The organism is Vibrio sp. B1ASS3 (genome assembly GCF_905175355.1).
GTDB classification, from domain to species: Bacteria; Pseudomonadota; Gammaproteobacteria; order Enterobacterales; family Vibrionaceae; genus Vibrio; species Vibrio owensii.
The window spans coordinates 3,807,083-3,832,635 of sequence record NZ_HG992742.1 but is presented as its reverse complement, the minus strand read 5'-3'; the positions used below and the strand labels follow the sequence as shown (position 1 = coordinate 3,832,635).

The window sequence follows — 25,553 nt, the reverse complement described above, 5'->3', positions numbered from 1 at the left end:
GCGCTAGCTGAAACCAGCACTAATGAAGCAAATGCAAAAACATCTCGGTTTTACATTGATAGAAATTCTATTGGTGCTGGTTTTGTTATCTCTTACCGCCGTGGCGGTGATCGCTACCTTGCCTACTAGTCAGAAAGACCTTTCCAAACAATACGCGCACAGTTTTTTTCAACGCTTACAACTGCTTAATGAAGAAGCAGTGTTAAGTGGCAAAGACTTTGGTCTGCGCGTTGATGATGTTAAATCCACCTACACCTTGTTGAGTTTGACCCAAGATGGTTGGCAGCCACTTGAGTTAAAGCAAATCCCAAGTGAGACAAAACTCGAAGGGGATATTTCATTGCAGTTGGACTTAGGCGGTGGTGCTTGGGATAAAGACGATCGATTGTTCGAGCCTGGCTCTCTGTTTGATGAAGACATGTTTGCCGAGGAAGAGGACAAAGAGAAGAAGAAAGTGAAACCACCTCAAGTGTTCATTTTCTCAAGTGCTGAGATTACGCCATTCTCCCTATCTTTCTTTCCTGAAGAGGGGGATGCATTCAACGATGGTTGGCGAATCATTGGTAAAGAAACAGGCGAAATCAAATTGTTAGCGCCTGGGGAAGAAGCGGAAGACGATGACAATTCGATATTCTAAGCCAAGCCGTATTGGCTCGTCGCACCGCAACACACGAGGTATGACATTACTTGAAGTGTTGGTCGCCCTCGCGATCTTCGCAACGGCAGCGATCAGTGTGATTCGCTCAGTGAGTCAGCACATCAATACTGTCAGTTATTTAGAAGAAAAAATGTTTGCAGCCATGGTTGTGGATAACCAAATGGCCAATGTGATGCTCTCGACCGAAAAGCTTAAAGCGAAAAACGGTACAGAAGAATTAGCAGGGCGCACTTGGTATTGGAAAGTCACACCGGTAGCCACTGCGCAGCCATTGCTGAAAGCATTTGATGTCAGTGTCGCGACAGATAAAAAAGCGAGCCCAGTAGTCACGGTGAGAAGTTATGTTGCTGAATAACAAGCGATGTAAAGCTCGCAACTCAAAGTCCAATCGAGGTTTTACCTTGATTGAAGTGCTGGTATCGATTGCGATTTTTGCCAGCATGAGTGTCGCCGCTTACCAAGTAGTATCGCAAGTGCAGCGCAGTAACGTGTTGTCTCAAGAGCGAACGCAACGTCTCAATGAACTACAGCGCGCGATGGTCATGATGGATAACGATTTCCGTCAAATGGCAATGCGCCAAATGCGTACTAACGGTGAAGAGCCGTCAAGCCAACTGCTGTTTTGGTCGGATTACTTGCTCGATTCTGATGCGAAAGGCGTGATGTTTGCGCGTTTGGGTTGGCATAACCCACAGCAGCAATTTCCACGCGGAGAGGTGACTAAGGTTGGTTATCGCATCAAAGATGAAGTCTTACAGCGTGTGTGGTGGCGATACCCTGATACACCAACAGGGCAAGAGGGTGTGATTACACCGCTGCTAACACAGGTCGAAGAATTTGATATGCGTTTTTACGATGGAAAGTCGTGGAAGAAAACGTGGGAAAACGGCCGTGAATTGCCAAAAGCCGTTTCAGTGATATTGAAGCTGAAAGATTATGGTGAAATTACTCGCACTTACCTGACGCCGGATGGCAAGCTCAATCCGGGTGGAGAAGATGATTCTTCGGGCAATGACTCATCAGGGGGCAGCAATGATGGCTAATCGTCAGCGCGGTGTTGCGCTCCTTATTGTCCTGATGCTGCTTGCGATTATGACAACAGTAGCTGCGAGTATGTCAGAGCGATTGTTTTTGCAGTTTCAGCGTGGTTCGAATCAAATTAACTACCAACAAGCTTATTGGTATAGCTTGGGAGTGGAAGCGTTGGCTGAGATTGGTATCGAACAAAGTTATGAAGACGACGATACCATTAACTTAAGCCAGCCTTGGGCAATCAAAGAGCAAGTTTATCCGCTTGATTACGGACAGGCTTTAGGTCGCATTGTTGATAAGCAAGCCTGCTTCAATATGAACGTCCTAGCGAGCGTACAGCCAACGGGTGAACAAACGACGCGTCCATACTTAGTGCAAGTGTTCCAACGTTTGATGGAAGAAATGGACGTGGAGCCTTACCAAGCGGAAGTGATCGCCGATTCGACGTGGGAATACGTTGATAGTGACAGTACCGTGCGTTCAACCGCGGGTGTGGAAGACAGTACTTACGAAGCGATGAAGCCGCAGTATTTGCCACCCAACGGTTGGATGGCGGATGCCAGTGAACTGCGCGCGGTGTACCAAGTTAGTGGGGACATCTACCAAAAAATTGCTCCGATGATTTGTGCGCTTCCGAGCGACGATTGGCGCTTGAACGTCAATACCATAGAAGTCGAGCAAGCGCCTATTTTGGTTGCCATGTTTACCCCAGGCTTGAGCAGCAGCGATGCTGTTCAGCTGATAGAAAAGCGTCCTTTCGATGGCTGGGAAAGCGTCGATGAATTTTTGTCAGAGTCAGAATTAGCTGGCCTGAGCGATGATGTAAAGAAAAATGCCCGAGGCTACTTAGGAGTCGATAGCTCCTTTTTTGAATTGGATGCACAAGTGCTAGTGGATGAATCCCGTGTACGTATCCGAAGCCTTTTGCAAAGTACAGATAGAGAAACGGTGACTGTCGTTCGCCGTCGTTTTGGAGGAATCAGTGAGCGAGTTTCTGACCGTTCGGCTGAGTAGCGAACAACAAAGTACCATTCCATGGTTGGTGTGGTCGACACAACAGCAAGAAGTGATTGCCAGTGGTGAGATTGCCGGATGGGAACATCTGGATGAACTGGTCGCGTATGCCGATCAGCGACAAATTATCGCGCTATTAGCAAGCCATGATGTTGTGTTAACAGAAGTGGATATCCCACCGGGTGCTGCACGTCAGTTTGACAGTATGCTGCCTTACTTGGTGGAAGACGAAGTCGCGCAAGACGTGGACAACCTGCATTTCACCGTTTTAGATAAGCAAGCAGAAAGCGCACAAGTGTGTGCCGTAGAGCGAGCTTGGATTCAAACCATTTTGCAGCGTTTTGCTAGCCAAGGTCTTGTCATAAAGCGAATGCTACCTGACGTATTAGCTATGCCTGTGGACGCAGAAGCGAGCTCTGCAGCACTGTTGGGTGAGCAATGGCTGATCCGCCACTCTCAAACTCAAGGTGCAGCGGTTGATGCTTCATGGCTAGACCTTTACTTATCGGCCTACTTACAAAGCCACGAAGGTTGGAAGCTGGACTGTTACAGTTCGCTGCCTGAATCAAGCGTGCCAGACATTTGGGTATCAAAGCCTGAAGAAATGACCATGGCGTTGTTGGCAAAGGGCACAACAGAAAGCAAGGTTAACCTACTTTCTGGCGCGTTTAAGCCGAAATCGTCTTGGGGTAAGTACGTTAAGGTTTGGCAGAAAGCCGCAATAGCCGCTGGTGTGTTGCTGGTTGTTTTGGTTGGTCAGCAACTGTTAATGGTGCATAAATACGAAGCGCAAGCTCAAGCTTATCGTGAAGAGAGTGAGCGTATCTTCCGTCAAATCTTCCCAGACAAACGACGCATTCCAACAGTTAGTTACTTGAAGCGACAAATGACGGATGAAGAGCGTCGTCTGTCTGGTGGATCAAGTGATGTGGCGATGTTGTCTTGGATCGCGGCTTTGCCAGCGACATTGGGACAGGTTAACGACCTACAAATCACCAGTTTCAAATACGACGGTCAACGTGGTGAGGTTCGCATTCAAGCGAGCAGCTCTGATTTCCAGCCATTCGAGCAAGCTCGAGTCAAATTGGCGGAGAAGTTTAACGTTGAACAAGGCCAACTGAACCGCAACGGCAATGTTGTGATGGGCAGTTTTGTGTTGAAGCGTCAGTGAGGTGATGATGAAGAATTTAATCGCACAAGCTCAGACTTGGTGGAGTAGCATCTCACAACGTGAGCAGCGTTTGGTGATGGGGGGTGGCATTATTGCCATTATCGGGATGATTTATTGGGGAGTATTACAACCAATGAATCAACGTGCTGAGCTAGCGCAATCCCGAATCCAAAGTGAAAAACAACTGCTGACTTGGGTACAAGATAAAGCCGATGATATCAGCGCATTGCGTAAAAGTGGTGGTGTAAGCTTTTCTAATCAGCCATTGAACCAAGTGGTGTCTTCATCCGCTCGTCGTTACAAGGTGGAGTTGATCCGTGTACAACCACGCAATGACAGTGTTCAAGTATGGATTAAGCCTTTGGCATTCAACCAAATGGTCGATTGGCTGCGTTATCTAAAAGAACAACAAGGGATTGAGGTGGAATTCCTAGACATCGACCGTACCGATCAAGCCGGTATGATCGACGTAAACCGCCTGCAATTTAAGCGAGGTTAAGGTGAAGAAAGCCGTTCTTTATGTGGTGATTTTTATTGCCTTTTTCTCAACCAGTTTGATTGCTGGTTTGCCAATTTCTTGGGTGCTACAACAAGTGCCAAGCGTGAGAGGTCTCGACATTCAAGGTGCACAAGGCACAGTTTGGCAAGGTCGTGCATCAAGCGTACGTTGGCAGCATCAGAACTTCGGTGAAGTGAACTGGGATTTCCAACTTTCCAGTCTGTTTACTGGTAAAGCGGAATTCGCCGTCCGTTTCGGTCGCGGGAGCGATATGGACGTACGTGGTCGTGGCTTGGTTGGCTACAGCTTAACTGGCGGACCATACGCGGAAAACTTAGTCGCGTCGATTCCTGCGGCAAAAGTGGTGGAGCAAGCACGCCTTCCTGTACCGGTTGGTGTTGAAGGCCAGCTTGAGTTGAACATCCGTCATGCGACTTACGCAGCGCCTTGGTGTAAGACGGCAGAAGGTACGTTAGTTTGGAGTGCGAGTGGCATTCAAAGCCCACTTGGTAGTCTTGAACTTGGTCCTGTCATTGCTGATTTAAACTGTAAAGACAGCGTGCTATCGGCATCGGGTGAGCAAAAGAGCAAGCAAGTTTCAGCGGCGTTTTCTGCTGAGCTAATGCCAAATCAACGTTACTCCACCAAAGCGTGGTTTAAGCCGGGGGCAGAGTTCCCATCAGGCATGAGCGATCAACTTAAATGGCTGGGCAATCCAAACGCTCAAGGTCAATACGAGTTTGATTACAAAGGGCGTTTTTAGCCACACTCAGAAACCACAACATCTTTAAAGAGCTGCCAATGTGCAGCTCTTTTTGTTTTTGGATCATAGTAGGCCAAACCCTCTATTTGCTGTACAAGAAATCCAAGGATTATTATTGTTTTAAATAAATATCTGATTTTTATTGAATAATTTAAATTCGTACAGCTATAGGAGTATTTGAAACATGATAGGCCAAATACTCCTGACGCTGTACAAGAAGAAAAAAGAAAGGCCACGAAGTCGATTCGTGGCCTTTTTAAAAATCTAGCAATGCAGGTTGGATTAGGGTCAGTCTTTGCGCTGTAGAATCTCATCCCAAGGCAAATCCGCATCGCCCAGTACGATGAAGTTTGGGTTCTCCAACGTCTCGCGCTCGTTGTAAGACAGCGGCTCAAGTTGCGTGCTGAGAATACGTCCGCCCGCTTCTTCAACAATGCATTGTGTAGCTGCGGTATCCCACTCGCCTGTTGGACCTAGACGTAAGTAACAGTCCACAGCACCTTCAGCGACAAGGCAGGCTTTGAGTGCGGCAGAGCCAAGAGGAATCAAGTCATAGTTCCAAGCGCTACTCATGCGGCTCGTGATGCGGTTGATGTCTTGGCGACGGCTGATTGCGATAGCGATGTTTTGTCCAGGCTGCTCATGTTTGTGAGTGTGGATTTTCACGCTCTCTGACATGTCTGGAATCTTCCAAGCGCCTTTACCGCTGTATGCGTAGTAAGTCACGCCAGAAACCGGGCCATAAACTACACCCATGGTTGGTTTGTTGTTGTCGATTAGCGCAATAATAGTCGCGAAGTCACCGCTGCGTGCGATGAACTCTTGGGTGCCATCTAGCGGGTCGACAAGCCAGTAACGCTCCCATTGCCCACGCTGCTCTAAGCTGATATCCGCCGCTTCTTCAGAGAGGACAGGGATATCTGGGGTGAGTTCGCTCAAGCGTTCAGTAATCAATTTATGCGCCGCAATATCAGCGCTGGTGACTGGGGTCTCGTCACTTTTGGTGTAGGCTTCGTACTGCTTTTTCTCGTAGATATCGAGAATCAATTGGCCTGCACTGCGCGCAATTTCGATGACTTGCGGGAGCAGGTGAGATAAATCTTTTGTCATTGGCATGGGTAATGGTCCTTCCTCACTATTATGAATCAGCTCTTCGGCTGTTATTGGTTGTGAGTGGTGTTTTGTAAGTGTCTTAGTGCCAACATCAACGCTGTGATGCTTCTTGCTTCACAAAAATCCAAGTGCGTTAAAAGCTCTTCTGCTTGAGCGAGTGGCCAACGAACAATGTCTAGTGGCTCAGGCTCATCGCCTTCTTGTTTTTCTGGATAAAGGTTCTGCCCCAAAAACAGTGTCATTTTGCTCGAGAAATAAGAAGGAGCAAGAATCACCTGTTTGAGTGGTGTCAGGTCATTAGAACCAAAACCGATCTCTTCTTTTAACTCTCGGTCAGCCGCTTGTTGTGGTGTTTCACCAGGGTCGATCAAGCCTTTTGGAAAGCCGAGTTCGTAGCGTTCTGTACCTGCAGCGTATTCGCGTACTAGCAGTAAGTCACCTTGCTCAGTCACAGGAACAACCATCACGGCATCACGCCCACTCGGTTTCATGCGTTCATAAGTACGTAGTTCGCCATTAGAGAAGCGAAGGTCGAGGGCTTCCACAGTAAACAGTTTAGATTGTGCGACCGTCTGACAAGAGAGGATCTCTGGTGGGGTCCTTTTCGACATAACGCTGGCTCCTTAGTATCGTTAACTCATCGAAGACATGAGATTTCTTAATATATGAGAAGAAAGCTCGAGTTTCTAGCGTGATGATTCAGCATAACGCAATTGAAAACAAAAATGGGAGGCAAGTGCCTCCCATTTCTCGTCGATATGCATTGCTAGTAAGTCATCAGCGACTTAGTAGTAAGAGTGATCACCACGGTCGTGCTCGGTAGCATCACGAACAGCTGTTAGCTCACCAACGAATTGGTTCAAAAGCTCTTTCTCGATGCCTTCTTTTAGAGTCACATCAACCATTGAACAACCGTTACAACCACCACCGAATGCAACGATAGCGATGCCGTCGTCTGTTATTTCAACTAGGTTTACGTGACCACCGTGACCTGCAAGTTGTGGGTTCACTTGAGTTTGGATTACGTACTCAACACGTTCTACAAGTGGGGCGTCATCCGCGACTTTACGCATTTTTGCGTTTGGCGCTTTTAGCGTTAGTTGAGAACCCATTTTGTCAGTAACAAAATCAATTTCAGCGTCTTCAAGGAAAGGAAGGCTTAGCTCATCAATGAATGCAGAGAAACCGCTGTAAGGGATTTCAGTGTCAGTGCCTTCAACCGCTTCTGGTGGGCAGTAAGACACGCCACACTCTGCGTTTTGTGTTCCTGGGTTAACAACGAAAACTCGAATGTTAGTGCCTTCAGGCTGTTGGCCTAAAAGGTTGGCGAAATGCGTTTGCGCAGTTTCTGTAATAGTAATATTTGACACGACGAATACCTGAGTAAATTTGTAGGCTATTGCTGCTATTCTACTCCTGTTGACGGCTCGGTCTAGTCTTTTTGATGCTAAGACATGGCGAAGCGATCTAGAGTGAGCCTGGGGCAGGAGTTCTGCAGATGCAGTAAATATCGATGCTTTCTACGCCAACTTCAAGTAGTAAATGACATAATTGTCGGACCGTACTACCTGTTGTAACCACATCATCCACAATCGCTACGTGGGAAAAGTTCACCTCACCTTGTAGGGTAAATGCCCCTTTTAAATTCTGCTCACGACTGGCTTTTTTGTTTCCTCGTTGCGATTCGACGCTTTTAACGCGTTTAAATACCTTATCTTCATATCGCACATCCAAATGGTGGGCGAGGTGTTTGGCTAGAATATGGCTTTGGTTAAATCCTCGTTTTAAATAACGTTGCCAATGTATTGGTACACAAGTAATCACTGGCGCTGGGTGTTCAATTTGTTCGGCCAGCAATTGAGTGAGTGCGCCGACATGCCATGCCTCACCATGATCTTTAAAGCGTTGCACTTGGTTAGACAGGGGGAAACCATAATCTCCCAACGTATACAAACGTTGCCAAGGTGGTGGCTCTTTCAGGCACTCACCGCATTCCGTGGAGGTTTGTGATTCCTCTTCTGTCATTTTTAAACCACAACGAGTGCAGCGTTTGATGGGCGCAAGGTGTTCAAAACAACGGTCGCACCAACGCAATGGGTTTGGTTTCTGTTTAGCAGAGATTGGAAATCGACACAAACCACATTGGCTGCCAAGTACGCGGTGCATGATGTTTTGCCATTGATGAGATAACATACAATCCATCCAAGGTGAGCGAGTCATCAGAGTAAAGCTTGGGTTGCGTGGTAAGGAATAAGATAAGTGGGAGAGAACGAGAGCATGAGCACGAATTTACACTGGCAGTCATTTGGTCAAGGACCAGATTTGGTGTTGCTTCATGGATGGGGCATGAATGGTGCGGTATGGCAGCAGACGGTCGAGTCTCTTCAACCTTATTTCCGAGTTCATGTGGTTGACCTTCCGGGGTACGGGCATAGCGCAGAATCTCACGCAGAAGACTTAGCCAAAATTGCTGACCTTGTTTTGCAAGATGCACCAGAAAAAGCCGTCTGGCTTGGTTGGTCATTAGGTGGCTTGGTGGCAACCCACATTGCACTTAATGCTCCGCAGCGTGTGAGCAAGTTAATTACGGTAGCCAGTTCACCAAAATTTGCTGCTGAACGTCCTTGGCGTGGCATTCAACCTAATGTATTAACCGCATTCACCGATCAATTACTTGAAGACTTCTCGGTCACTATTGAGCGTTTTATGGCGCTGCAAGCGATGGGCAGTCCGTCTGCGCGCAAAGACGTTAAACAACTCAAACAAGCGGTGCTATCACGTCCGCAACCGAACCCTGATTCATTGTTGGTTGGTTTGAATATTCTTGCCGATGTGGATCTGCGCGATGCTTTGGCCTCTCTTTCGATGCCGATGCTGCGCCTTTATGGTCGACTTGATGGTTTAGTGCCAATCAAAGTGGCAAGTGACTTGAGTGAGCAGTTGCCGAGCACTCAGCAATTTGTTTTCAACCAATCTTCTCATGCGCCGTTCATGACCGAACATGAAGCGTTTTGTCTCCAAGTACGAGAATTTGCTGCTTAATTAGCGAGCCTACAAATCTAAGCGAATAAAACCCTAAAGCTGTTTAAAAATTGGTCGATATAAGTTTTAGCGGACTCTTCTTGTGGGAGGAGTTTGCTGTATTGACGAGTTGGGCGACTCTGAGGAGGGTTCGCAATGATTGTGTCACCGGCTAACGTAAGCGTGCCACTGATCGCCCCATCCGTTAATGTGCAGACGGAACAAGCTGCTCGTGACAATAAAGTCCGAGAACCTGTGACGCCAACAGTCGCACTGGCGAAAACCAATGCGGAGCGCAAAGTAAAAAGTGATGAGAAGCGGCGACGCCAATCCTCGTGGGACCCATCGGAGCATCCAGACTACGAAGTGGAACCCGAGGTGGATACCCGTTATCACGAAGAACCGGAAGACACGCTAGAACGTCTCTTTGGTTTGCTTGCGCTCAAGAGTTACAGCGAAGATCAGGGTAAGGGCTACGCGATACGTTTTCGACTACCTAAGCGCATTTTGGATGCTGCGGTCAAAGAGGGATTGATGGAAAAGCGCAGGAAGGTGATTAAGTTTCATTATGGTCACTCGGTCGCGCCCCATACACCGTCAGAAGTGATAGCAGTATTATGACGACTCAATATCCTACTCAAATAAAAACGCTCCAAGCAGATCAACTGATTGGAGCGTTTTCTTTTTAGCTATGAAAGCTCGTTAGTGGTGAAGCCTAGGCGAGATTACTTTTTCGCTTTAGCAAACGCTGCTGCAAAAGCACCGCCCATTGCGCTGTTAGATGACGAGTCATCACGGCGAGGCTGACGACGTTGTGGTTGGTCATTACGACGCGGCGCTGCTGATGAGCGTTGGCTACGGTTGTCTTGACCCGGTTCGTCGTTCATACGCATCGATAGGCCAATACGCTTACGCTGCACGTCCACTTCCATCACTTTCACTTTAACGATGTCGCCCGCTTTCACCACTTCACGTGGATCCGACACAAAGCGATCTGTCAGTGCAGAAATGTGTACGAGACCGTCTTGGTGAACGCCGATATCAACAAAGGCACCGAAGTTGGCTACGTTAGACACCACGCCTTCTAGAATCATGCCCGGCTCCAAGTCAGAAACTGAGTTTACGCCTTCTGCAAACGTCGCCGTTTTGAATTCTGGACGCGGGTCACGACCCGGTTTATCTAGTTCTTTGATGATGTCAGTAATGGTTGGAACACCGAAGTTATCGTCGGTGTAATCGACCGCATGCAGACCTTTTAGGAAGCTTGAATCACCAATCAGTGCTTTGATGTCTTTGTTGTTCTTTTCAGAAATTGCTTTTACCACTGGGTACGCTTCTGGGTGAACGGCAGACGCATCAAGTGGGTTCTTACCATCCATGATTCGTAGGAAGCCCGCACACTGTTCAAACGCCTTAGGACCTAAACGAGGCACTTTCTTCAAGGTCGTACGTGCTTCGAAACGACCGTTTTCATCACGGAAGTCGACAATGTTCTGCGCGATGGTGCTCGACAAGCCCGCTACGCGTGTCAGTAAGGCTGCAGAAGCGGTGTTCACATCAACACCGACCGCGTTTACACAGTCTTCCACAATCGCATCTAGGCGTTTTGCTAGCATTGATTGGCTAACATCGTGCTGGTACTGACCCACACCAATCGATTTAGGATCGATTTTCACTAGCTCAGCCAGTGGGTCTTGTAGACGACGAGCAATCGACACCGCACCACGCAGAGACACGTCCATATTCGGGAATTCTTTGGCTGCAAGCTCAGACGCTGAGTAAACCGAAGCACCCGCTTCACTTACGATGATTTTCTGAACTTTCAGGTTGCCACGTTTGATGACGTCTGCGACAAAGCTGTCGGTTTCACGTGAAGCCGTACCGTTACCGATCGCAATCAAATCCACGTTGTACTTGCGCACCAACTGATCAACGATTTGCGCTGATTTGTCGTATTGCTTTTGTGGTGGGTGAGGGTAGATGGTTTCGGTTGCAAGCACTTTACCAGTCGGATCGACAATAGCGATTTTAGAGCCCGTGCGCAGACCCGGATCGAGACCAAGTGTTGCACGAGGACCTGCCGGTGCTGCCATCAACAAGTCTTTTAAGTTAGTGGCAAATACTTCAATCGCTTCGATTTCTGCGCGCTCCTTCATTGCGCCCATTAGCTCGGTTTCCATGTGCATCGATACTTTAATGCGCCATGCCCAGCTGATCACTTGCTTACGCCATGTATCTGCAGGTGCGCTGCTAAGTGTCACGCCGTAGTGATCAGCGATAATCGTTTCGCAGTAAGACTGACGAGCGCCTTCTTCCTGTTCTGGATCAGCATTCATTGCCAATGTCAGGAAGCCTTCGTTACGACCACGTAGCATCGCCAGTGCGCGGTGCGATGGTACTTTGCTTAATGGCTCGTTGTGGTTGAAGTAATCTTTAAACTTCTCACCTTCTTGCTCTTTGCCTTCAACGACGCGAGCACCCATTTCCGCATTGCGGTTTAGGTGACCACGAATTTTTTCTAGCAGGTTTGCGTCTTCCGCGATGCGTTCCATGATGATTGCGCGAGCGCCATCCAGTGCGGCTTTGGTGTCTGCCACGCCTTTGTCTGCATCAAGGTATTTGCTTGCTTCGCTTTCTGGCTCAGTTTGCGGATGATTCCAAAGCTGGTCTGCAAGTGGCTCAAGACCGGCTTCAATCGCGATCTGACCTTTGGTGCGACGCTTTGGTTTGTAAGGTAGGTACAAGTCTTCAAGACGAGTCTTGCTGTCTGCCTGAGTGATTTCTTGTTCTAGCTCTGGCGTAAGTTTGCCTTGCTCTTGGATCGATTTCAGGATGGTTTGACGGCGATCGTCCAGTTCACGAAGGTAAGACAGACGGCTGTCTAGAGTACGCAGTTGGGTGTCATCAAGGCCGCCCGTCACCTCTTTACGGTAACGTGCAATAAATGGGACCGTGTTACCGTCATCAATAAGGGTTACAGCAGCGTTGACTTGCTCAGGGCGAACATTCAGCTCTTGAGCAATCATGCGACAGATAGCTTGGCTCATCCGTGTATTCTCTTTAATTCTGTTTGGGTATTGGTTGTGTATAGAACATTGGGGTCATTCATGGAATTTGCAATGTTTTAAACTAGTAACTCAAAAATTTACCGAGCGCTGGTGGACATCAGTCAGATTTGTGTCAAAACTGTAATTAAATTGAGAACTTATACATTTGGTTATCGACTAACCCCTGTACCTTAGCTCATACGGAAAACAATGATGAAGAAAATGTCTTTGGCTTTGGCGCTCTCTAGTGCCTTATTAGCGACGCCGTTCGCTTGGTCGCAACCCCTTTCTGCGACCACTCAAGATCCTATCTATCAACTTGATGACAAACTGGTTTTAGGTCGTGTAGAAAGTGTTTACTACAGCGACATTCCTGAGCTAAGCGATGTGCCATTTATCGGTAAGATTGATACCGGTGCCGATACCACATCAATGCACGCTGAAAACATCCACGTGAGCAGTAGCAACCCTGAATACAAAAGTCTGAAAGACGATAAATTGATGTGGGCGATCATCGATGACCTTGGGGGGACGAAAGCCAAGTGGGATTCAGAAAGCTTCAAACCTTACCAAGTGACCGTGAGCTTTACGATTCATCATCCGTACACAGGTAAAGAAATTAAGATCACCGATGATCTTGAACGCATCAGTGCGATCCGTAGCCGTACCAGTGAAAAGCCAATTTTGCGCCCGACGGTAAAAATGCCGATGACCATTGCAGGACACACCGTCGATACGGTAGTGAACCTAACCAAGCGTACTCAATTTTCAGCACCGATCTTGATTGGTAAAACTTACCTCGATAACAATGCGTGGGTGTTTGCTGGTTACGACTACCTGCAAGAGCAACCAAACGCACAAATGATTGGTAAGAAAGAAACGGTGAATGTTGAAGGCGTGCCATATCGCATCAGTATTTCTACTACCAGTCGCTACACCAACGTCCATGCGCTGAACATCAAGGTCGATAAGAAGAAAAAACAAGTTTCTTTCACCCTTGAAGGCGAAAACGGTAAGCGTCACCCAATGACACTGCCTCTTGTCCGTATGCTGAAAACCAGTAAGAGTGAGCGTCCTTTGGTGTACCTACCAGTGCAAGTGAGTGAAACCGAGACTCAGCAATGGTTGGTTTATCTGCGTGATCGCAGCGGCTTTAGTTCGCAAATCCGTTTGGGCAAAGATGTGGCAAGTCAGCACTTCGTGATTGATACCGACAAAGAGAACTTGCTTGGCGGGGTCGAGAAATCATTCAAGAGCGCGCTTAAATCAAAACCATTGGTTATCTCTCCTGAAGAGACAGTGAATATCGATGGACACGTGTTATCTGCTTATCCAACTTTTGCGGTGAAAACGCCGTTGCTGCGTGTGGATGGTTTTGAACTGACCGAGAAAGACAAAAAAGAAGTCGTGACCTTCTACCTGCCAAGCTCGAAAGGTAAGGAAGAGAAAATCACTAAACGCGTACTGAAGAAGCTTAAAGTCGGTGATTCGGTTCGCCCAGTTGTTGAAGGGGCATTCCTGTTTGGTGACGAAGAGAAGACCATCGACTTCGCGATTGATGTTTTAGAGAAAGACGACCAAGAGCAGCCGTTCTTTGTCTTCGGCCACAACATGGCGAAAGGTGGTGTGCTGCTGAATACACGCGCAGACCATTTACTCGATGCGCGTCCACTCTTCAAAGCGGGCCACATCGAAGTAGCAGAAGTGGAAGGTATGTCTTTCCCTGTGAAATTGGATACAGGCGCGGATGTGAGCTCGATTAATGCCAAGAACATCAAACAGTTCAAGAAAGATGGCAAAGACATGGTGAGCTTCACCTACGAGAACGACAGCGGTATGAAGAAAGAATTTACCAAGCCCGTTGTCGACGTGATGCGCATTAAAGCCAAGAAAGGTGAGAAAGCCAACGTACGTCCTGTAGTAGAAATGCACGTTAAGCTTGGCGAATTAGAGAAGAAGATTCGCGTTAACTTGCAAGACCGTAGCCGCTTCCATTACAGCATGATTCTGGGTAAGAACTTCTTGAAGCACGGCGCGATCGTTGCCAGCGATACTAACTACATTGTGACCGAGAAGCCTGACTACGAAGAGTAACCTTCAAGGTTGATTTCCAAAACGTAAAAGCCGCACTAAAGAGTGCGGCTTTCTTTTTATCGGGTCATTAAATCAGTTTTCTTCAGCTTGGTATCGAATACTATTGATAAACCATTCTTTGTAGCCTTCCGGCGTTCTCACAGCGAACTCGTCATCGACTTCTTTTTTTAGTAGTGCACGAGCCATTGGGGAATCAATAGAGATATAACCTTTTGCATCGCCATAGATTTCATCGGGACCAACGATGCGGAAATTCTTCACATCGCCTGCTTCATTCTCAATTTCCACCCAAGCACCAAAGAACACTTTACCTTCTTGCTGAGGTGAGTAATCCACCACTTTGACTTGCTCTAGGCGCTTACGCAAGTATCTGACACGACGGTCAATTTCACGCAGACGCTTTTTGTTGTACTGATATTAGTTCTACTCTTAAGAGCGTACTAATAGCTGCAATACTACTTCTAACTATCTAATATTAAGTTGGCCTCTTTTTGTAGTTGAGTCATTTGAATTAGTGAGAACCGTCAACTATATACTAAGGAGTATGTTAAGAATTCCTTAGTATTTGAGGTGGTCTATGAACTATGAAAAGCAATGGATGGGTTGGAGCGAGTTTTTAGAGAACACTCGTCAAGTCTCCAATAATGATGGTCGGGAATATAATAAACAGCAGTTTAAGCATCTACCTACAACTATGACTGCCTATTACGACAAGAGTTGACCTGGATGGCATGATTACTTAAGACAAACAAAGAAATGAGCTTCGTGATAAAGCGAGGGGTGAACTATAAAGCTAGTGCAAGCCGGCCCTCATTTCGTTTTCCAGCGCTTTTTACTGAAAGTGGTTTGCTGATTTCTCACTTAAGGTTTTTACATGAGAATCGCTACAAATCTCAATCGTGGCTGGAGCGCAATACCTTTGCTGTAGAGCTTCTTTTAAAGTTTATAGAGCGCCAAGTATCAAACTTTTCATCTGCTACAGATTTGCTCAGAGCTTTTGTTGAAGCACTACAGTTCGGAACTATTCAAAATGGGCAAGATGACTCTGGTTTGTTCTGGAGTCCTCGAAGAAATGAAGACGTCAATGTTCTTCTTGGTCATATTACAGGTTACTGCGACTACCTAGACACGCACCATGGCACTAATTTACCGAAATTAAGTCCATTGAGGAAAACAACTCATGCAGAAGAACGTTTGCAGTGGTGTGCTTACTACAGGAGGCATAGTCGTTGTTTTTTGAATCATTTAGTTAAGCCATCTACACAACAATTTTCACTTACGAGAAGAGTTCGTGGACCACAGAGACATCCTGTTGAAGTAGAAGAGGTCTATCGCTTTTCTGAGGACCGAATCGAAGACTTGTTTCTCTATGGTTTTGTTTCTACTGCAGGAGAGCCGGATTATGGTAGTCAGTTAATCTTGATGCTAATGCACTTTGGTGGGTTGCGGTTGTCAGAGTGCTTCCATATATACACCCAAGATATTGTAGTCGACCCTAAGTCTGGCGCAGCCCTAATATCAGTTTTTCATCCTAGTGATGGCGATTCTCCTGACGAGCGTTTTAGTAATCGAAGAGAATACCTAGCATATAAGCGATTGAAACCAAGGGATGAATACCCGAGAAGTCATAAGCTTTACGCTGGTTGGAAAGAGCCTTTGCTTACAAGTGGCAATCTGTCCTTTGATGTGATGTTTTATCCAACCAGCAAAGCTGTTGAGTTTACTCTGTTACTGCAAAAGTACCTTTCGATTAAACCTGCTTCAGAATCTCCGTTCCTGTTTGTTAACTCAAAAGGCAACCCAGAAAGTAAAAAAAATTTCAATCAAAAACATAACAGAGCTGTTCAACGAATTGGACTCGAACCTTGCAAGTCATTAGGGACAACCCCGCATGCACATCGCCACTCCTATGGATATAGATTAAGCCAAGGAGGCTTTTCTCAGCTAGAAATTCAAAAAGCGATGCATCACAAAAATCCTGATAGTTGTTTGGTCTATTTGAAACCTTCTGACGACGAGGTTCGATGTCAAATGAGAGGCGCTCACTGATGAAAAAGTTTTACGCAACCATAAACCAAGCAAGTAAAGCGGCGATAAGACTGGGCATTCAATCGCAGCCGGAATATCTGCAGCGATACAAAGAAGATGAGCGCCTTCCCTCGAGTCCAAATAAGTTTTATGCCAATGATTGGGTTGATTGGTTTAGTTTTCTGGATAAAGAGAAGCGGTCTTTGTATTCGACATATGCAGAGGCCAGCGAAGCGGCGATAAGACTGGGCATTCAATCGCAGCCGGAATATCTGCAGCGATACAAAGAAGATGAGCGCCTGCCCTCGAGTCCAAATCAGATTTATGCTGCTGACTGGGTTGATTGGTTTAGTTTTCTGGATAGAGAGAAGCGGTCTTTGTATTCGACATATGCAGAGGCCAGCAAAGCGGCGATAGGATTGGGCATTCAATCGCAGCCGGAATATTTGCAGCGATACAAAGAAGATGAGCGCCTTCCCTCGAGTCCAAATAAGTTTTATGCCAATGAATGGGTTGGTTGGTTTAGTTTTCTGGATAAAGAAAAGCGGTCTTTGTATTCGACATATGCAGAGGCCAGCAAAGCGGCGATAGGATTGGGTATTCAATCGCTGGCTGAGTATTCGCAGCGTTACAAAGAAGATGAGCGTCTTCCCTCGCATCCAAATCAGTTTTATAAAGATGATTGGATCAACTGGATTCAATTCTTATTGCCCAGAGATATATCTAATCTGAAACAGTTCAAAACAGCATGTGCGATTCTAAAAATCAAAGACTCTGTTCAATATAGAGTTACGCAGAAGAACTATCCTCAATTACCCTCCAAACCTGAAAAAAGAATACCTGACTGGAGCAATTGGTATGACGCTCTCGATATACCACGACCTTATGGATATGACGAACTAGTCGCTTTAGTTCGAAGCAAAGGTGTTTTCAGTCTCGCTGAATATGCGAAGCTTCGATCAGAGTCCAACGACCCTAGAATGCCAGCCAAACCAGAAGAGTATTATCACGGAAAGGGCTGGACTAACACTTATGACTTCTGGGGAGTAAAACGACCGTACCAGGTAAAATACTTTACCGATGAGTGGTCTTTGTGGGCTGAGACGTTAAAAGAGTTTCTCAAGTCTGCACGTGGTGGAGATACCAAAGCGAAAGACCTGTGTGAATTTGTTCGTGAATACATTGAGCCAAATGGTTTTGAAACATCCCCGTTGGAGTTTCTTACTCGTGGCTCGACAAACATTCAACCCATGCTGAATCTGTTTGAACAAGTTCCAGTGACTCGAAGAAAAAAATGGGCGTTCTCAATCAATGAGTTCTTAGATTGGATTATCTCGAGCTATCTTATTTTGGAAGACACAGATACTGGAGAAATTACTCACATTAAGGACGCTAAAAACCCTTTTAGTCACATCAACTTTAATGGAGAGGCTGCTCCTCAAGTTGTCAATGAAACAGGCAAGATGAACCTGCCTTATCAATTTGTAAAACTGGGGCGAGAGTGGATATTTCCCTCAGACTCAATAGAGAAAAAGTTAAGCTATCGGGACTTGACTCACTTACATCGTTTTTCATCAGATTGGGTGCAGATCAATGATAGCTCTCTCCTAGATAAGAATGACCCCGACTGCGTTTTCAAATTTGAAAATGGAAAAACCTATCTTTGGTTTCCAGCATACTGGACCTATACTTACTCACTTATGCAACTCCCTGCAAGAGGGATACAAATTGTCTATTGCGACTCCGGAGAGGCTGATCAAGAACTCGCTGACTTTAAGAATAATAAAGTTGTTTGGAAGAAAAATAGGACCGTGTTGGCTGGCCTAACCAATCGCCAGAGCATGGTAAGTAAGTCAGGGCAAGGAGAGTTTGGTGTCCATTACACGTCGAACAAAACTAAGTTTGATGGCTCGGGTTACACGATTCCCTTCATGCCCATAGAGCTAGCATATTGGTTGATAAAGCTGAGAAAGTGGCAACAAAAATATAATCCACTAAAGGAACCAACGAAATGGCTTGATTGTGAGCGTACCAATCTAAACGAAGTACAGCGTAAGCAAAAAGGGTCTAATTGCTTTTTATTTCGAGACTATCTAGAAAAAGAGCCAGGGACATTTGGTGGCAGACTAACGACACGGCTTGCAGCTGCACTATATTTCTCTGGCAAGAATGATATAAAAACGGCTACCTACAAAGGGCTGAAATACAATCAATCGATTAAGCAGTTGGAAAATAGCCAAACAATACCGCTTTCACATTTCAAATCCCCTTACACTCCCCATTCAATGCGCGTCAGCTTGATCAACGCATACGCGTATGAGTTCGGCATTCCTTTGGAAGTAATCATGAAACTGGTAGGCCACTCCAGCATCATAATGACTATCTACTATACCAAGAGTGATAAAACAGGCGCCAACTTGCGAGAGAAAATGGAGTTGGGAGAAAAGGAGGCGATGAGCAAAGCAACACAAACGCTCAAATCCTTTGTGGAGCAGCAGCGAATTGAAGAGGTGAAATCACAGTTGGTAGGCTCGTCCGTGGATCTACTGAATTCACTAGACAATGCTCGGCCGGCCTCCAGCTATCTTTGGAAAGACTTTGGTATCTGTCCGGTGGGAGGTGCTTTTTGTTCGGAAGGGGGCTGCCCTGTAGCTACAAAAGCCAACATATATCACCCCGTACCAGCAGGTTATTTAGGTGAGCAGAACTGTTTTCAGTGTCGATTCTTTATCACCGGCCCTGCTTTTTTGGTTGGACTTGCCGCCATGTTCAATGAGATAAGCCTAGCCGTAAATACACAATCTATACGTTACACTGCACTTGGTCAGAAGCTTGATAATATTGCAGAGAAGATAGATGTCATTGATCACCAACTTTACAAAATTAAAGCGGACAGCTCGGAGAAGTCGGCTTTGGAGTCTAATAGACGTGAGTTAGTTGGAAAGCGTATGCATTTGAACTCGGAAATTGAAACACGAGCTAAGAAGTTGGATTTGTACCTTTCAGACATGAACGCGATTCATCGACATATCCATAATTGTCAGACTGTTATGCGTAAGCCTAAAGAAAACACGGAGAATCAGTACCAGCTTATTGTTCCATCTGAATTCACATTGGGTGTAGAGCTTGATGAAGTAAGCAATTTCCACCAACTATCAGAGGTTTGTTCTAACGCTGAGCTATTCCATAGTTGTAGTGATGATTTAGCAGTTACCAGACGCTCCCAAATGATCGACAAGATGATGGCCGAAAACGGTATTCAGCCGCAATTCTTCTTACTGTCAGAAGAAGAACAGCTTGCAGTGGGGAATCAGTTAACAGAGCTAATGCTGACACGGTTGAAAGGCTGGGAGAACGTTGACCGTCTCATGGATGGGAGTTTGACCCTAAAGGACTTATCGATAGATAACCAATTCGACGAAAAGACGATTCGTGAATTGTTTGAGAAGTCGAAACCAGTAAAAAGGATCGGTTAGCATGTCAGAAATTACCCCTGAGCAAGTACTGAGTCAGCTAAAAAAGAAAGCGTCATCTCGGGTACAGAACTCATTAGAGGCCGTGTTTACCATATGCAAGGAACAACAAGAACGCGGATTGAACGACTTTAGTTATTCAACGATAGCTCGACTTGGAAAAGGGCGAGGTGTTCCAGCTGCACAAAGTATCCGGAACAAGACGGGAGAATCGTACCGAACCTTAATTGCTAGTTTCAACTCTTCAGCAAAAGACCAACCAAGGTCGGCGCGAAGCACTTCAAAAGGTAAGATGCACGCTTGGATTGATGAACTAGACGATCCAGTCGTTAAGCTTCAAGCCAATATTCTCTATGCTCAAAAAAAGGAAGCGGAACGACTACTTAATGAAGTAGTGCCTATCAATCAGGTCATTGAAGTGTTCGATAATGTTGATGTGTCCTTTGCGTCTATCAAGCTCACTGAGCTGGAGCGAAGCGCATTGGAGTACCTTATTTCTAGTGAGTTTTTACGCAGACACCAATTGGAGCTTGGAAAAAATGGCAGTATAGTTTCGAGTGATACTCAAAAGTCTTTTTTCCCTGTAGCAACTTTGGATGCAATCAAAAAGGCTTTACAGAACTTATAAATAACTTGGATTGTAGAAGTGAAAACAAAACTAATCACCAGAGAAGGTTATAACAAACTCAAAGCGGAACACGACCATCTGTGGAATGAGAAGCGTCCAGAGATTACCAAAATCGTTACATGGGCAGCTAGTTTGGGTGATCGCTCGGAAAACGCTGACTACACCTTCAACAAACGCTTACTTCGTCAAATAGACCGTCGTGTGCGCTTCCTTCGTAAGTTTCTGCCTGAAGTGACCATTGTTGACTACTCTCCTCAACAAGAAGGAAAGGTCTTCTTCGGAGCTTGGGTTGAGATTGAGAATGAAGCCGGTGATGTTAAGACATTCAGAATTGTTGGCCCTGAAGAAATCTATGGAGACGCAAAAGACTACATCTCGATTGATTCACCAATGGCGAGAGCATTGTTGAAGAAGGAAGTTGATGACGAAGTAACGGTTCGCACACCTGAAGGTGACAAAGAATGGTTCGTTAACTCTATTAGCTACAACAAACCCTAACTATCTTCGTAACCGTTCAACTTATTGATAAGCTCTTGCCTCTCTTCTTCGCTCAATTTTGCAATCAAGCAAGCCAACTTGGCAGAGCTTTCTTCCTCACAAAAGAAATAGTTCAAAGGAACGCCTAGCTCGTTAGCAATGAGCTTTAGAGTCTGTATGTCTGGAGCATGTTTTGCTTTCTCATACTGATTCATTCTGGCACTTGCCGAACCCTCATCCATACCTATTCGCACCCCCAAGGCTTTCTGGGAGAGTTTGGCTTTTTTGCGTGCTTCTTTAAGTCGCGCTGGGATTGGGCTAGTAAATGACATTTTCGGTTCATTTGTGAAAACCTATATTAACTAAGATTTTCTTAGTTTTATTCATTTCTGTATACTAAGCAATCCTTAGTTTTGTGTGTGGGCGGGAAATGAAACGTTCTATAAGAATCAGTGCAGTAATGCATAAGTTGTTGGTTGAAGATGAAATGGACGGGTTTTCTGTCGTTGAGGTGAGAGATGCTTCATTGAAACTTGAAGAAGGTACACAGAACTCTGATGAGGCTCGGAAGAAGGTTTATCGCCAAATATGGCAATATCAACAAAGGGGTTGGCTGCGAAGTGAAGGTAAAGGAAGAAACAAAAAGTACTTTCAAACCGAACAATTTAGAGAACTTCAGACAGTGCCTCGAAAAAAAGCCAAACGTGAAGTTTTAAGAAAAGAATGTTCTCCAGACTACTCGATTTTGCTTCGTGAGAGTAATGAATATAAAGGCGAATTAGAGATCGTACTTGGTGAAATCGATGAATATCAATCACTAAGATGCCGTTTCCCTGAGCTAGAGAGCCGATTAACCCCATTGTTGCAGCAAGCAAGAGAACGTTCAGCGCACTTGCTTGGCAAAATAAATGGATTAACGAACCTTCTTAATACTCTCTCAGGGGGGAGCCAACCGTGTTGAGACAGTGGCAGATAGAGTGCGCTGAAAAAGCTATCCAGAAATTTAGAGCCAATCATCAACACTTTTTCTGCCAAGCAACACCGGGAGCTGGAAAAACCGTACTTGCGGCAACAGTTGCATCAAAACTACTTCGCGATGATTTGATCGACCTTGTGTTATGTTTTTCTCCATCTTTAACGGTAGCTGATGGAATTAAAAGAACTTTTTCTCAGACTCTGAATTGCACTTTTAATGGTGGTCTAGGCTCTATTGGGCAATCGCTAACATATCAATCAATCCAATTTCTCAACGACGAATTTTGGCAGACGTTACGTAATCATCGAGTGTTTGTTGTCTTTGATGAAATTCATCACTGCTCTGGATCTGACTTTGAAAATGCAAATGTTTGGGGGCAACAAGTGCTAGCCAAGATACAGGGTTTAGCAACATATACGTTAGCTATGTCAGGGACTCCGTGGCGTTCAGATTCTCTACCTATAGTCATGTCCGAATACAGTGATCCAGAAGGTAAGCTTTTGGTTGATTACCAATACACTTTGAGGCAGGCGATCGTAGACAAGGTTTGTCGAGTTCCAAAGTTGGTTTTGGTTGATAGTGAGCATCTCTCTGTGAGCAACGATGAGAAAGTGGAGTCGTTTTCTTCAATCTTAGAAATGCTCAAGCAGACCAAAACCTCATATCAAAGTGTTATACATAACCAAGAAGCGATGGAGTATTTACTCGGCCTTGGTTGCAACAAGCTTGCAGAAATACGTTCTCAATCGCCTAATGCGGGAGGTTTAGTCGTGGCCTCTTCTGTTCAGCACGCTCAAACAATCCAAAAGATACTCTCTCAAAAGTACTCTCAATCTGTATCAATCGTTACTTATCGCCATGAAGAGCCGTTAGCTGAAATAGAACGTTATCGTCAAAGCGATGCTCAATGGATTGTCAGCGTTGGAATGATCAGCGAAGGCACTGATATACCTCGACTTCAAGTTTGCTGCCATATGAGCTCGGTGAAAACTGAGCTGTACTTTAGGCAAGTACTGGGGCGTATTCTTCGGGTAAATGGGATAGAAAATCAACAGGCGTGGCTGTTCACTTTTGCAGAGCAAAGTTTGATTCAATTTTCTGAGCGGATTGAGCAAGACATTCCTGACTCTTGTATGTTTGCGAAAATAGAGAGCTTGATAGAGTTTGAGTCAGAATCTCAACGTACTGGCCTAACTGGTCATGGTCTCTTAGAAGAGCGAGAAGAAGTAAAATCAACGTTAGTTTGGAGTAGCGTTATCAGCACCGAACTTAACTCAGCTAGACCTCTTGGTGCATTCGATGAACTTAGATTGGGAGCTTTTAAGCAGCGCGTAATCTCAGCCTTTCTCGCCACTTCGTAATTTAAAAATGATCTATGCACTCTAGTTCAATGCCCATTTCAGTTACAATGCAGCCAACTAAATTATACGTAACTGAAAATCATGCTTGAACCACGTCAGCAAGAATTAAATAAGCATCTTTGGAATATAGCCACCCCCCTTCGCGGTAGCATGTTAGCAGACGATTTTCTCAGCTATCTCCGTGGTCTAATATTCTACAAATATCTATCAGATAAGCTAAACCTCTACGCTAATGAATTGCTTTTGGAGGACGGTATCCAATTCGCTCAAATTGATGAGGTGAGTGAAGAGGGGCAAGAGCTTTTAGAAGCGATTAAAGAAGAAGCTTTAAACAAGCTAGGTTATTTCTTTAAGCCATCGGGGCTGTTTAGTGTGCTTGCTAAAGCGGGTGCTAACGGTGAGTTCATTCTTGATGCTGTGCGTGATGTTCTTCATGAAATCGAACAAAGTGCTATGGGGGCGGGTTGTGCTGATGACTTTAAGGGGCTTTTCGAAGAACTAGACTTCACCTCTGCTAAGCTAGGCAGAACGGCAGGTGCTCGTAACAAGCTGATAGCCCAAGTACTTGAACGATTAGATGGTATCGATTTCCATTTGGATAACAATGAAATTGATATACTTGGGAATGCCTACGAATACCTAATCGGTATGCTTGCCAGTGGTACTGGCAAAAAAGCTGGTGAGTTCTATACACCACAAATGGTCTCTAAGTTACTGGCTAAATTAGTAACCCTTGATAATCCAGAGATAGAATCAGTATATGATCCAACTTGCGGCTCCGGCTCTTTGTTACTGCGTGTAGCGAAAGAAACAAATAACCCAAACTTAAAGTTATATGGGCAAGAGCTGAACTCAAATACTTATAACTTAGCTCGCATGAACATGCTTATACATGATATTCCATGTAGCCGGTTCGATATCAAAAATGGCGATACTTTAGAATCACCATATCACCTTAATAAACGATTTGATGCCGTAGTAGCTAATCCACCATTTAGCATACCTTGGTCGGCAAGTGAAAGTTTTCAGAACGACGCTAGATTTTCTGAGCCTGGGTTGCTTGCTCCCAAGAAGGCTGCTGATTTTGCTTTCATTCAACACATGATTTATCAGTTAAATGAGACTGGAACCATGGCAGTCGTTACGACGTTAGGCACCTTATTTAGAGGAGGCTCCGAAGGTGAAATACGTAAGTATTTGGTTGATGAGGGGCTTCTAGATATGGTCATTGGTTTGCCTGAGAACTTACTGTCTTATACCTCTATCCCGACTTGTGTTTTGGTTTTTAGAAAAAATCGCAACGCTGATGCCCCTATTTTATTTATAGATGCTAGCCAGAAGGTTGATAGGTCTAAGCGAATACCAACATTATCTGAAGATGGTTTAAACAGTATTCTTGAGTCAGCAGAGAATCGTCTTGAAGTAGAAGAGTTTTCAGCTTTGATCACGAAAGAGGACATAGCTGCTCATGAATATAATTTAAACATTCCCCACTATGTTGATGTGGTAAAGCACATTACCTTGAAGAGCTTCGAGCACTACCACTCTGAGGTGCAAAAGCTGAATGCAGAGCATACGGTATATCGCGGAATTAAGGATTGTGACTTCAAGCTTGAGCCGTCGATTATGCGGTTAGGTTATAGTGATGAAAATGAGTTGATTAAAGCTGAGAAAAGGCTTTTCAAAGCGTTTAAGCAGCAGGCGTTGCCTCACCTAGAATACACCCCAAAAAATGACTGGGAGTGGCTGGCTTTAGCACAACATCATGGTTTACCAACAAGGCTTCTAGATTGGTCGAAGAATCCGCTTATAGCACTATATTTTGCTATTGAAGAAGAAACAAATTCAGATTCAGCAATCTATGTATTGGTTGACCGAAAAGACCCTGTTGATATAGAAAAATATGAGTCACCTCTAGACCTTAAACCGCACGATGATGTTCGGAGATACATTCCCGATAACCTCACACCAAGAATAATCGCACAGAATGGCCTTTTTACCGCTCATACGAACCTTATGGCTGCCTATAAATCAAAACAGATGATAAAATTTGTCATTCCAAATGCACTCAGAAGCGATTTGAAAAGACAATTATCTATCTATGGTATCAATAGATTTTCTATTTACCCTGGACTAGATGGTTTAAGCAATCATCTAAAGTGGCTTGAATCTAAAAACTTACATTAATTACGGACACC

23 protein-coding genes and 1 pseudogene are annotated in these 25,553 nt (G+C 45.2%); 17 read left to right on the top strand and 7 right to left on the bottom strand.

The window, feature by feature from the left end:
* The first annotated feature begins 22 nt into the window (after window positions 1-22).
* The 7 genes from KJB05_RS17400 to KJB05_RS17370 are packed head-to-tail and all read left to right on the top strand — an operon-like array spanning window position 23 to window position 5,137.
* On the top strand, window positions 23-637 hold the full coding sequence (locus tag KJB05_RS17400) for a prepilin-type N-terminal cleavage/methylation domain-containing protein (RefSeq protein ID WP_005434491.1): 615 nt from the start codon (window positions 23-25) through the stop codon (window positions 635-637).
* Window positions 618-1,013: a type II secretion system minor pseudopilin GspI gene (gene gspI / locus KJB05_RS17395; RefSeq protein ID WP_020195437.1), complete on the top strand. Its 396-nt coding sequence runs from the start codon at window positions 618-620 to the stop codon at window positions 1,011-1,013. The genes KJB05_RS17400 and gspI overlap by 20 nt, the downstream gene beginning before the upstream one ends.
* On the top strand, window positions 1,000-1,701 hold the full coding sequence (gene gspJ / locus KJB05_RS17390) for a type II secretion system minor pseudopilin GspJ (protein WP_208445295.1): 702 nt from the start codon (window positions 1,000-1,002) through the stop codon (window positions 1,699-1,701). The genes gspI and gspJ overlap by 14 nt, the downstream gene beginning before the upstream one ends.
* On the top strand, window positions 1,694-2,704 hold the full coding sequence (gene gspK, locus KJB05_RS17385; protein WP_038894010.1) for a type II secretion system minor pseudopilin GspK: 1,011 nt from the start codon (window positions 1,694-1,696) through the stop codon (window positions 2,702-2,704). Before gspJ ends, gspK begins: the two co-directional genes overlap by 8 nt.
* The gene (gene gspL, locus KJB05_RS17380) at window positions 2,673-3,875 is read left to right on the top strand and encodes a type II secretion system protein GspL (RefSeq protein ID WP_078607972.1); all 1,203 of its coding nucleotides are present in this window, start codon (window positions 2,673-2,675) and stop codon (window positions 3,873-3,875) included. The genes gspK and gspL overlap by 32 nt, the downstream gene beginning before the upstream one ends.
* A 7-nt stretch (window positions 3,876-3,882) precedes the next feature.
* Window positions 3,883-4,374 (top strand): type II secretion system protein M, encoded by a 492-nt coding sequence (locus KJB05_RS17375; RefSeq protein WP_009707965.1) that lies wholly within the window; start codon window positions 3,883-3,885, stop codon window positions 4,372-4,374.
* Between the two features lies 1 nt (window position 4,375).
* Window positions 4,376-5,137: a type II secretion system protein N gene (locus KJB05_RS17370; protein ID WP_208445296.1), complete on the top strand. Its 762-nt coding sequence runs from the start codon at window positions 4,376-4,378 to the stop codon at window positions 5,135-5,137.
* A gap of 288 nt (window positions 5,138-5,425) precedes the next feature.
* On the opposite strand, the gene cysQ is transcribed toward KJB05_RS17370, so the two are convergent.
* From cysQ to KJB05_RS17350, 4 genes are all read right to left on the bottom strand, one after another.
* The gene (gene cysQ / locus KJB05_RS17365; protein WP_005434478.1) at window positions 5,426-6,253 is read right to left on the bottom strand and encodes a 3'(2'),5'-bisphosphate nucleotidase CysQ; all 828 of its coding nucleotides are present in this window, start codon (window positions 6,251-6,253) and stop codon (window positions 5,426-5,428) included.
* 44 nt (window positions 6,254-6,297) lie between these two features.
* Window positions 6,298-6,861, bottom strand: a complete 564-nt coding sequence (gene nudE, locus KJB05_RS17360; protein WP_005434477.1) for an ADP compounds hydrolase NudE — start codon at window positions 6,859-6,861, stop codon at window positions 6,298-6,300.
* A gap of 174 nt (window positions 6,862-7,035) precedes the next feature.
* Window positions 7,036-7,620: a Fe-S biogenesis protein NfuA gene (gene nfuA, locus KJB05_RS17355; RefSeq protein ID WP_005434470.1), complete on the bottom strand. Its 585-nt coding sequence runs from the start codon at window positions 7,618-7,620 to the stop codon at window positions 7,036-7,038.
* A gap of 97 nt (window positions 7,621-7,717) precedes the next feature.
* Window positions 7,718-8,443: a phosphoribosyltransferase family protein gene (locus tag KJB05_RS17350; RefSeq protein WP_208445297.1), complete on the bottom strand. Its 726-nt coding sequence runs from the start codon at window positions 8,441-8,443 to the stop codon at window positions 7,718-7,720.
* 84 nt (window positions 8,444-8,527) lie between these two features.
* Here KJB05_RS17350 and bioH point away from each other — a divergent pair, with 84 nt between their 5' ends.
* Both bioH and KJB05_RS17340 read left to right on the top strand, forming a co-directional pair.
* Window positions 8,528-9,292: a pimeloyl-ACP methyl ester esterase BioH gene (bioH, locus tag KJB05_RS17345; protein WP_039985659.1), complete on the top strand. Its 765-nt coding sequence runs from the start codon at window positions 8,528-8,530 to the stop codon at window positions 9,290-9,292.
* A 135-nt stretch (window positions 9,293-9,427) separates the two neighbouring features.
* Window positions 9,428-9,892, top strand: coding sequence for a hypothetical protein (locus KJB05_RS17340; RefSeq protein ID WP_005430182.1), 465 nt, complete (start codon window positions 9,428-9,430; stop codon window positions 9,890-9,892).
* Between the two features lie 104 nt (window positions 9,893-9,996).
* On the opposite strand, the gene KJB05_RS17335 is transcribed toward KJB05_RS17340, so the two are convergent.
* Complete coding sequence (locus KJB05_RS17335; protein WP_017189965.1) at window positions 9,997-12,318, bottom strand: Tex family protein; 2,322 nt, start codon at window positions 12,316-12,318, stop codon at window positions 9,997-9,999.
* Window positions 12,319-12,528: 210 nt separating this feature from the next.
* Here KJB05_RS17335 and KJB05_RS17330 point away from each other — a divergent pair, with 210 nt between their 5' ends.
* A complete protein-coding gene (locus tag KJB05_RS17330) occupies window positions 12,529-14,412 on the top strand; it encodes a RimK/LysX family protein (protein WP_208445298.1) in 1,884 nt (627 codons plus the stop codon).
* Window positions 14,413-14,484: 72 nt separating this feature from the next.
* Here the strand turns inward: KJB05_RS17330 and KJB05_RS17325 are convergent.
* A pseudogene (locus tag KJB05_RS17325) lies at window positions 14,485-14,829 on the bottom strand (GreA/GreB family elongation factor); the annotation flags it as partial.
* 363 nt (window positions 14,830-15,192) lie between these two features.
* On the opposite strand from KJB05_RS17325, the gene gmtY reads away from it, so the two are divergent.
* From gmtY to greB, 4 genes are read left to right on the top strand one after another with little or no spacing between them, the layout of a single operon-like run.
* Entirely contained in the window at window positions 15,193-16,461 is a 1,269-nt protein-coding gene (gmtY, locus tag KJB05_RS17320) for a gamma-mobile-trio recombinase GmtY (RefSeq protein WP_233902677.1), read from the top strand.
* Window positions 16,461-19,916 carry a VPA1269 family protein gene (locus KJB05_RS17315; protein ID WP_244868310.1) on the top strand — a complete coding sequence of 1,152 codons (3,456 nt, stop codon included), beginning with the start codon at window positions 16,461-16,463 and terminating at the stop codon, window positions 19,914-19,916. The genes gmtY and KJB05_RS17315 overlap by 1 nt, the downstream gene beginning before the upstream one ends.
* Window position 19,917: 1 nt before the next feature.
* Window positions 19,918-20,541 carry a gamma-mobile-trio protein GmtX gene (gene gmtX / locus KJB05_RS17310; RefSeq protein WP_208445583.1) on the top strand — a complete coding sequence of 208 codons (624 nt, stop codon included), beginning with the start codon at window positions 19,918-19,920 and terminating at the stop codon, window positions 20,539-20,541.
* Window positions 20,542-20,559: 18 nt separating this feature from the next.
* A complete protein-coding gene (gene greB, locus KJB05_RS17305) occupies window positions 20,560-21,039 on the top strand; it encodes a transcription elongation factor GreB (protein WP_010650138.1) in 480 nt (159 codons plus the stop codon).
* Here greB and KJB05_RS17300 read toward each other — a convergent pair.
* Window positions 21,036-21,350: a helix-turn-helix transcriptional regulator gene (locus KJB05_RS17300; RefSeq protein ID WP_010650140.1), complete on the bottom strand. Its 315-nt coding sequence runs from the start codon at window positions 21,348-21,350 to the stop codon at window positions 21,036-21,038. The genes greB and KJB05_RS17300 overlap by 4 nt on opposite strands.
* A gap of 98 nt (window positions 21,351-21,448) precedes the next feature.
* On the opposite strand from KJB05_RS17300, the gene KJB05_RS17295 reads away from it, so the two are divergent.
* The 3 genes from KJB05_RS17295 to KJB05_RS17285 all read left to right on the top strand — a co-directional run bounded on the left by KJB05_RS17295 (window position 21,449) and on the right by KJB05_RS17285 (window position 25,542).
* The gene (locus tag KJB05_RS17295) at window positions 21,449-21,979 is read left to right on the top strand and encodes a hypothetical protein (RefSeq protein WP_095760923.1); all 531 of its coding nucleotides are present in this window, start codon (window positions 21,449-21,451) and stop codon (window positions 21,977-21,979) included.
* The gene (locus tag KJB05_RS17290) at window positions 21,973-23,355 is read left to right on the top strand and encodes a DEAD/DEAH box helicase family protein (RefSeq protein ID WP_208445582.1); all 1,383 of its coding nucleotides are present in this window, start codon (window positions 21,973-21,975) and stop codon (window positions 23,353-23,355) included. The genes KJB05_RS17295 and KJB05_RS17290 overlap by 7 nt, the downstream gene beginning before the upstream one ends.
* Window positions 23,356-23,436: 81 nt before the next feature.
* Window positions 23,437-25,542 (top strand): type I restriction-modification system subunit M, encoded by a 2,106-nt coding sequence (locus KJB05_RS17285; RefSeq protein WP_208445581.1) that lies wholly within the window; start codon window positions 23,437-23,439, stop codon window positions 25,540-25,542.
* The last annotated feature ends 11 nt before the right edge of the window (window positions 25,543-25,553 follow it).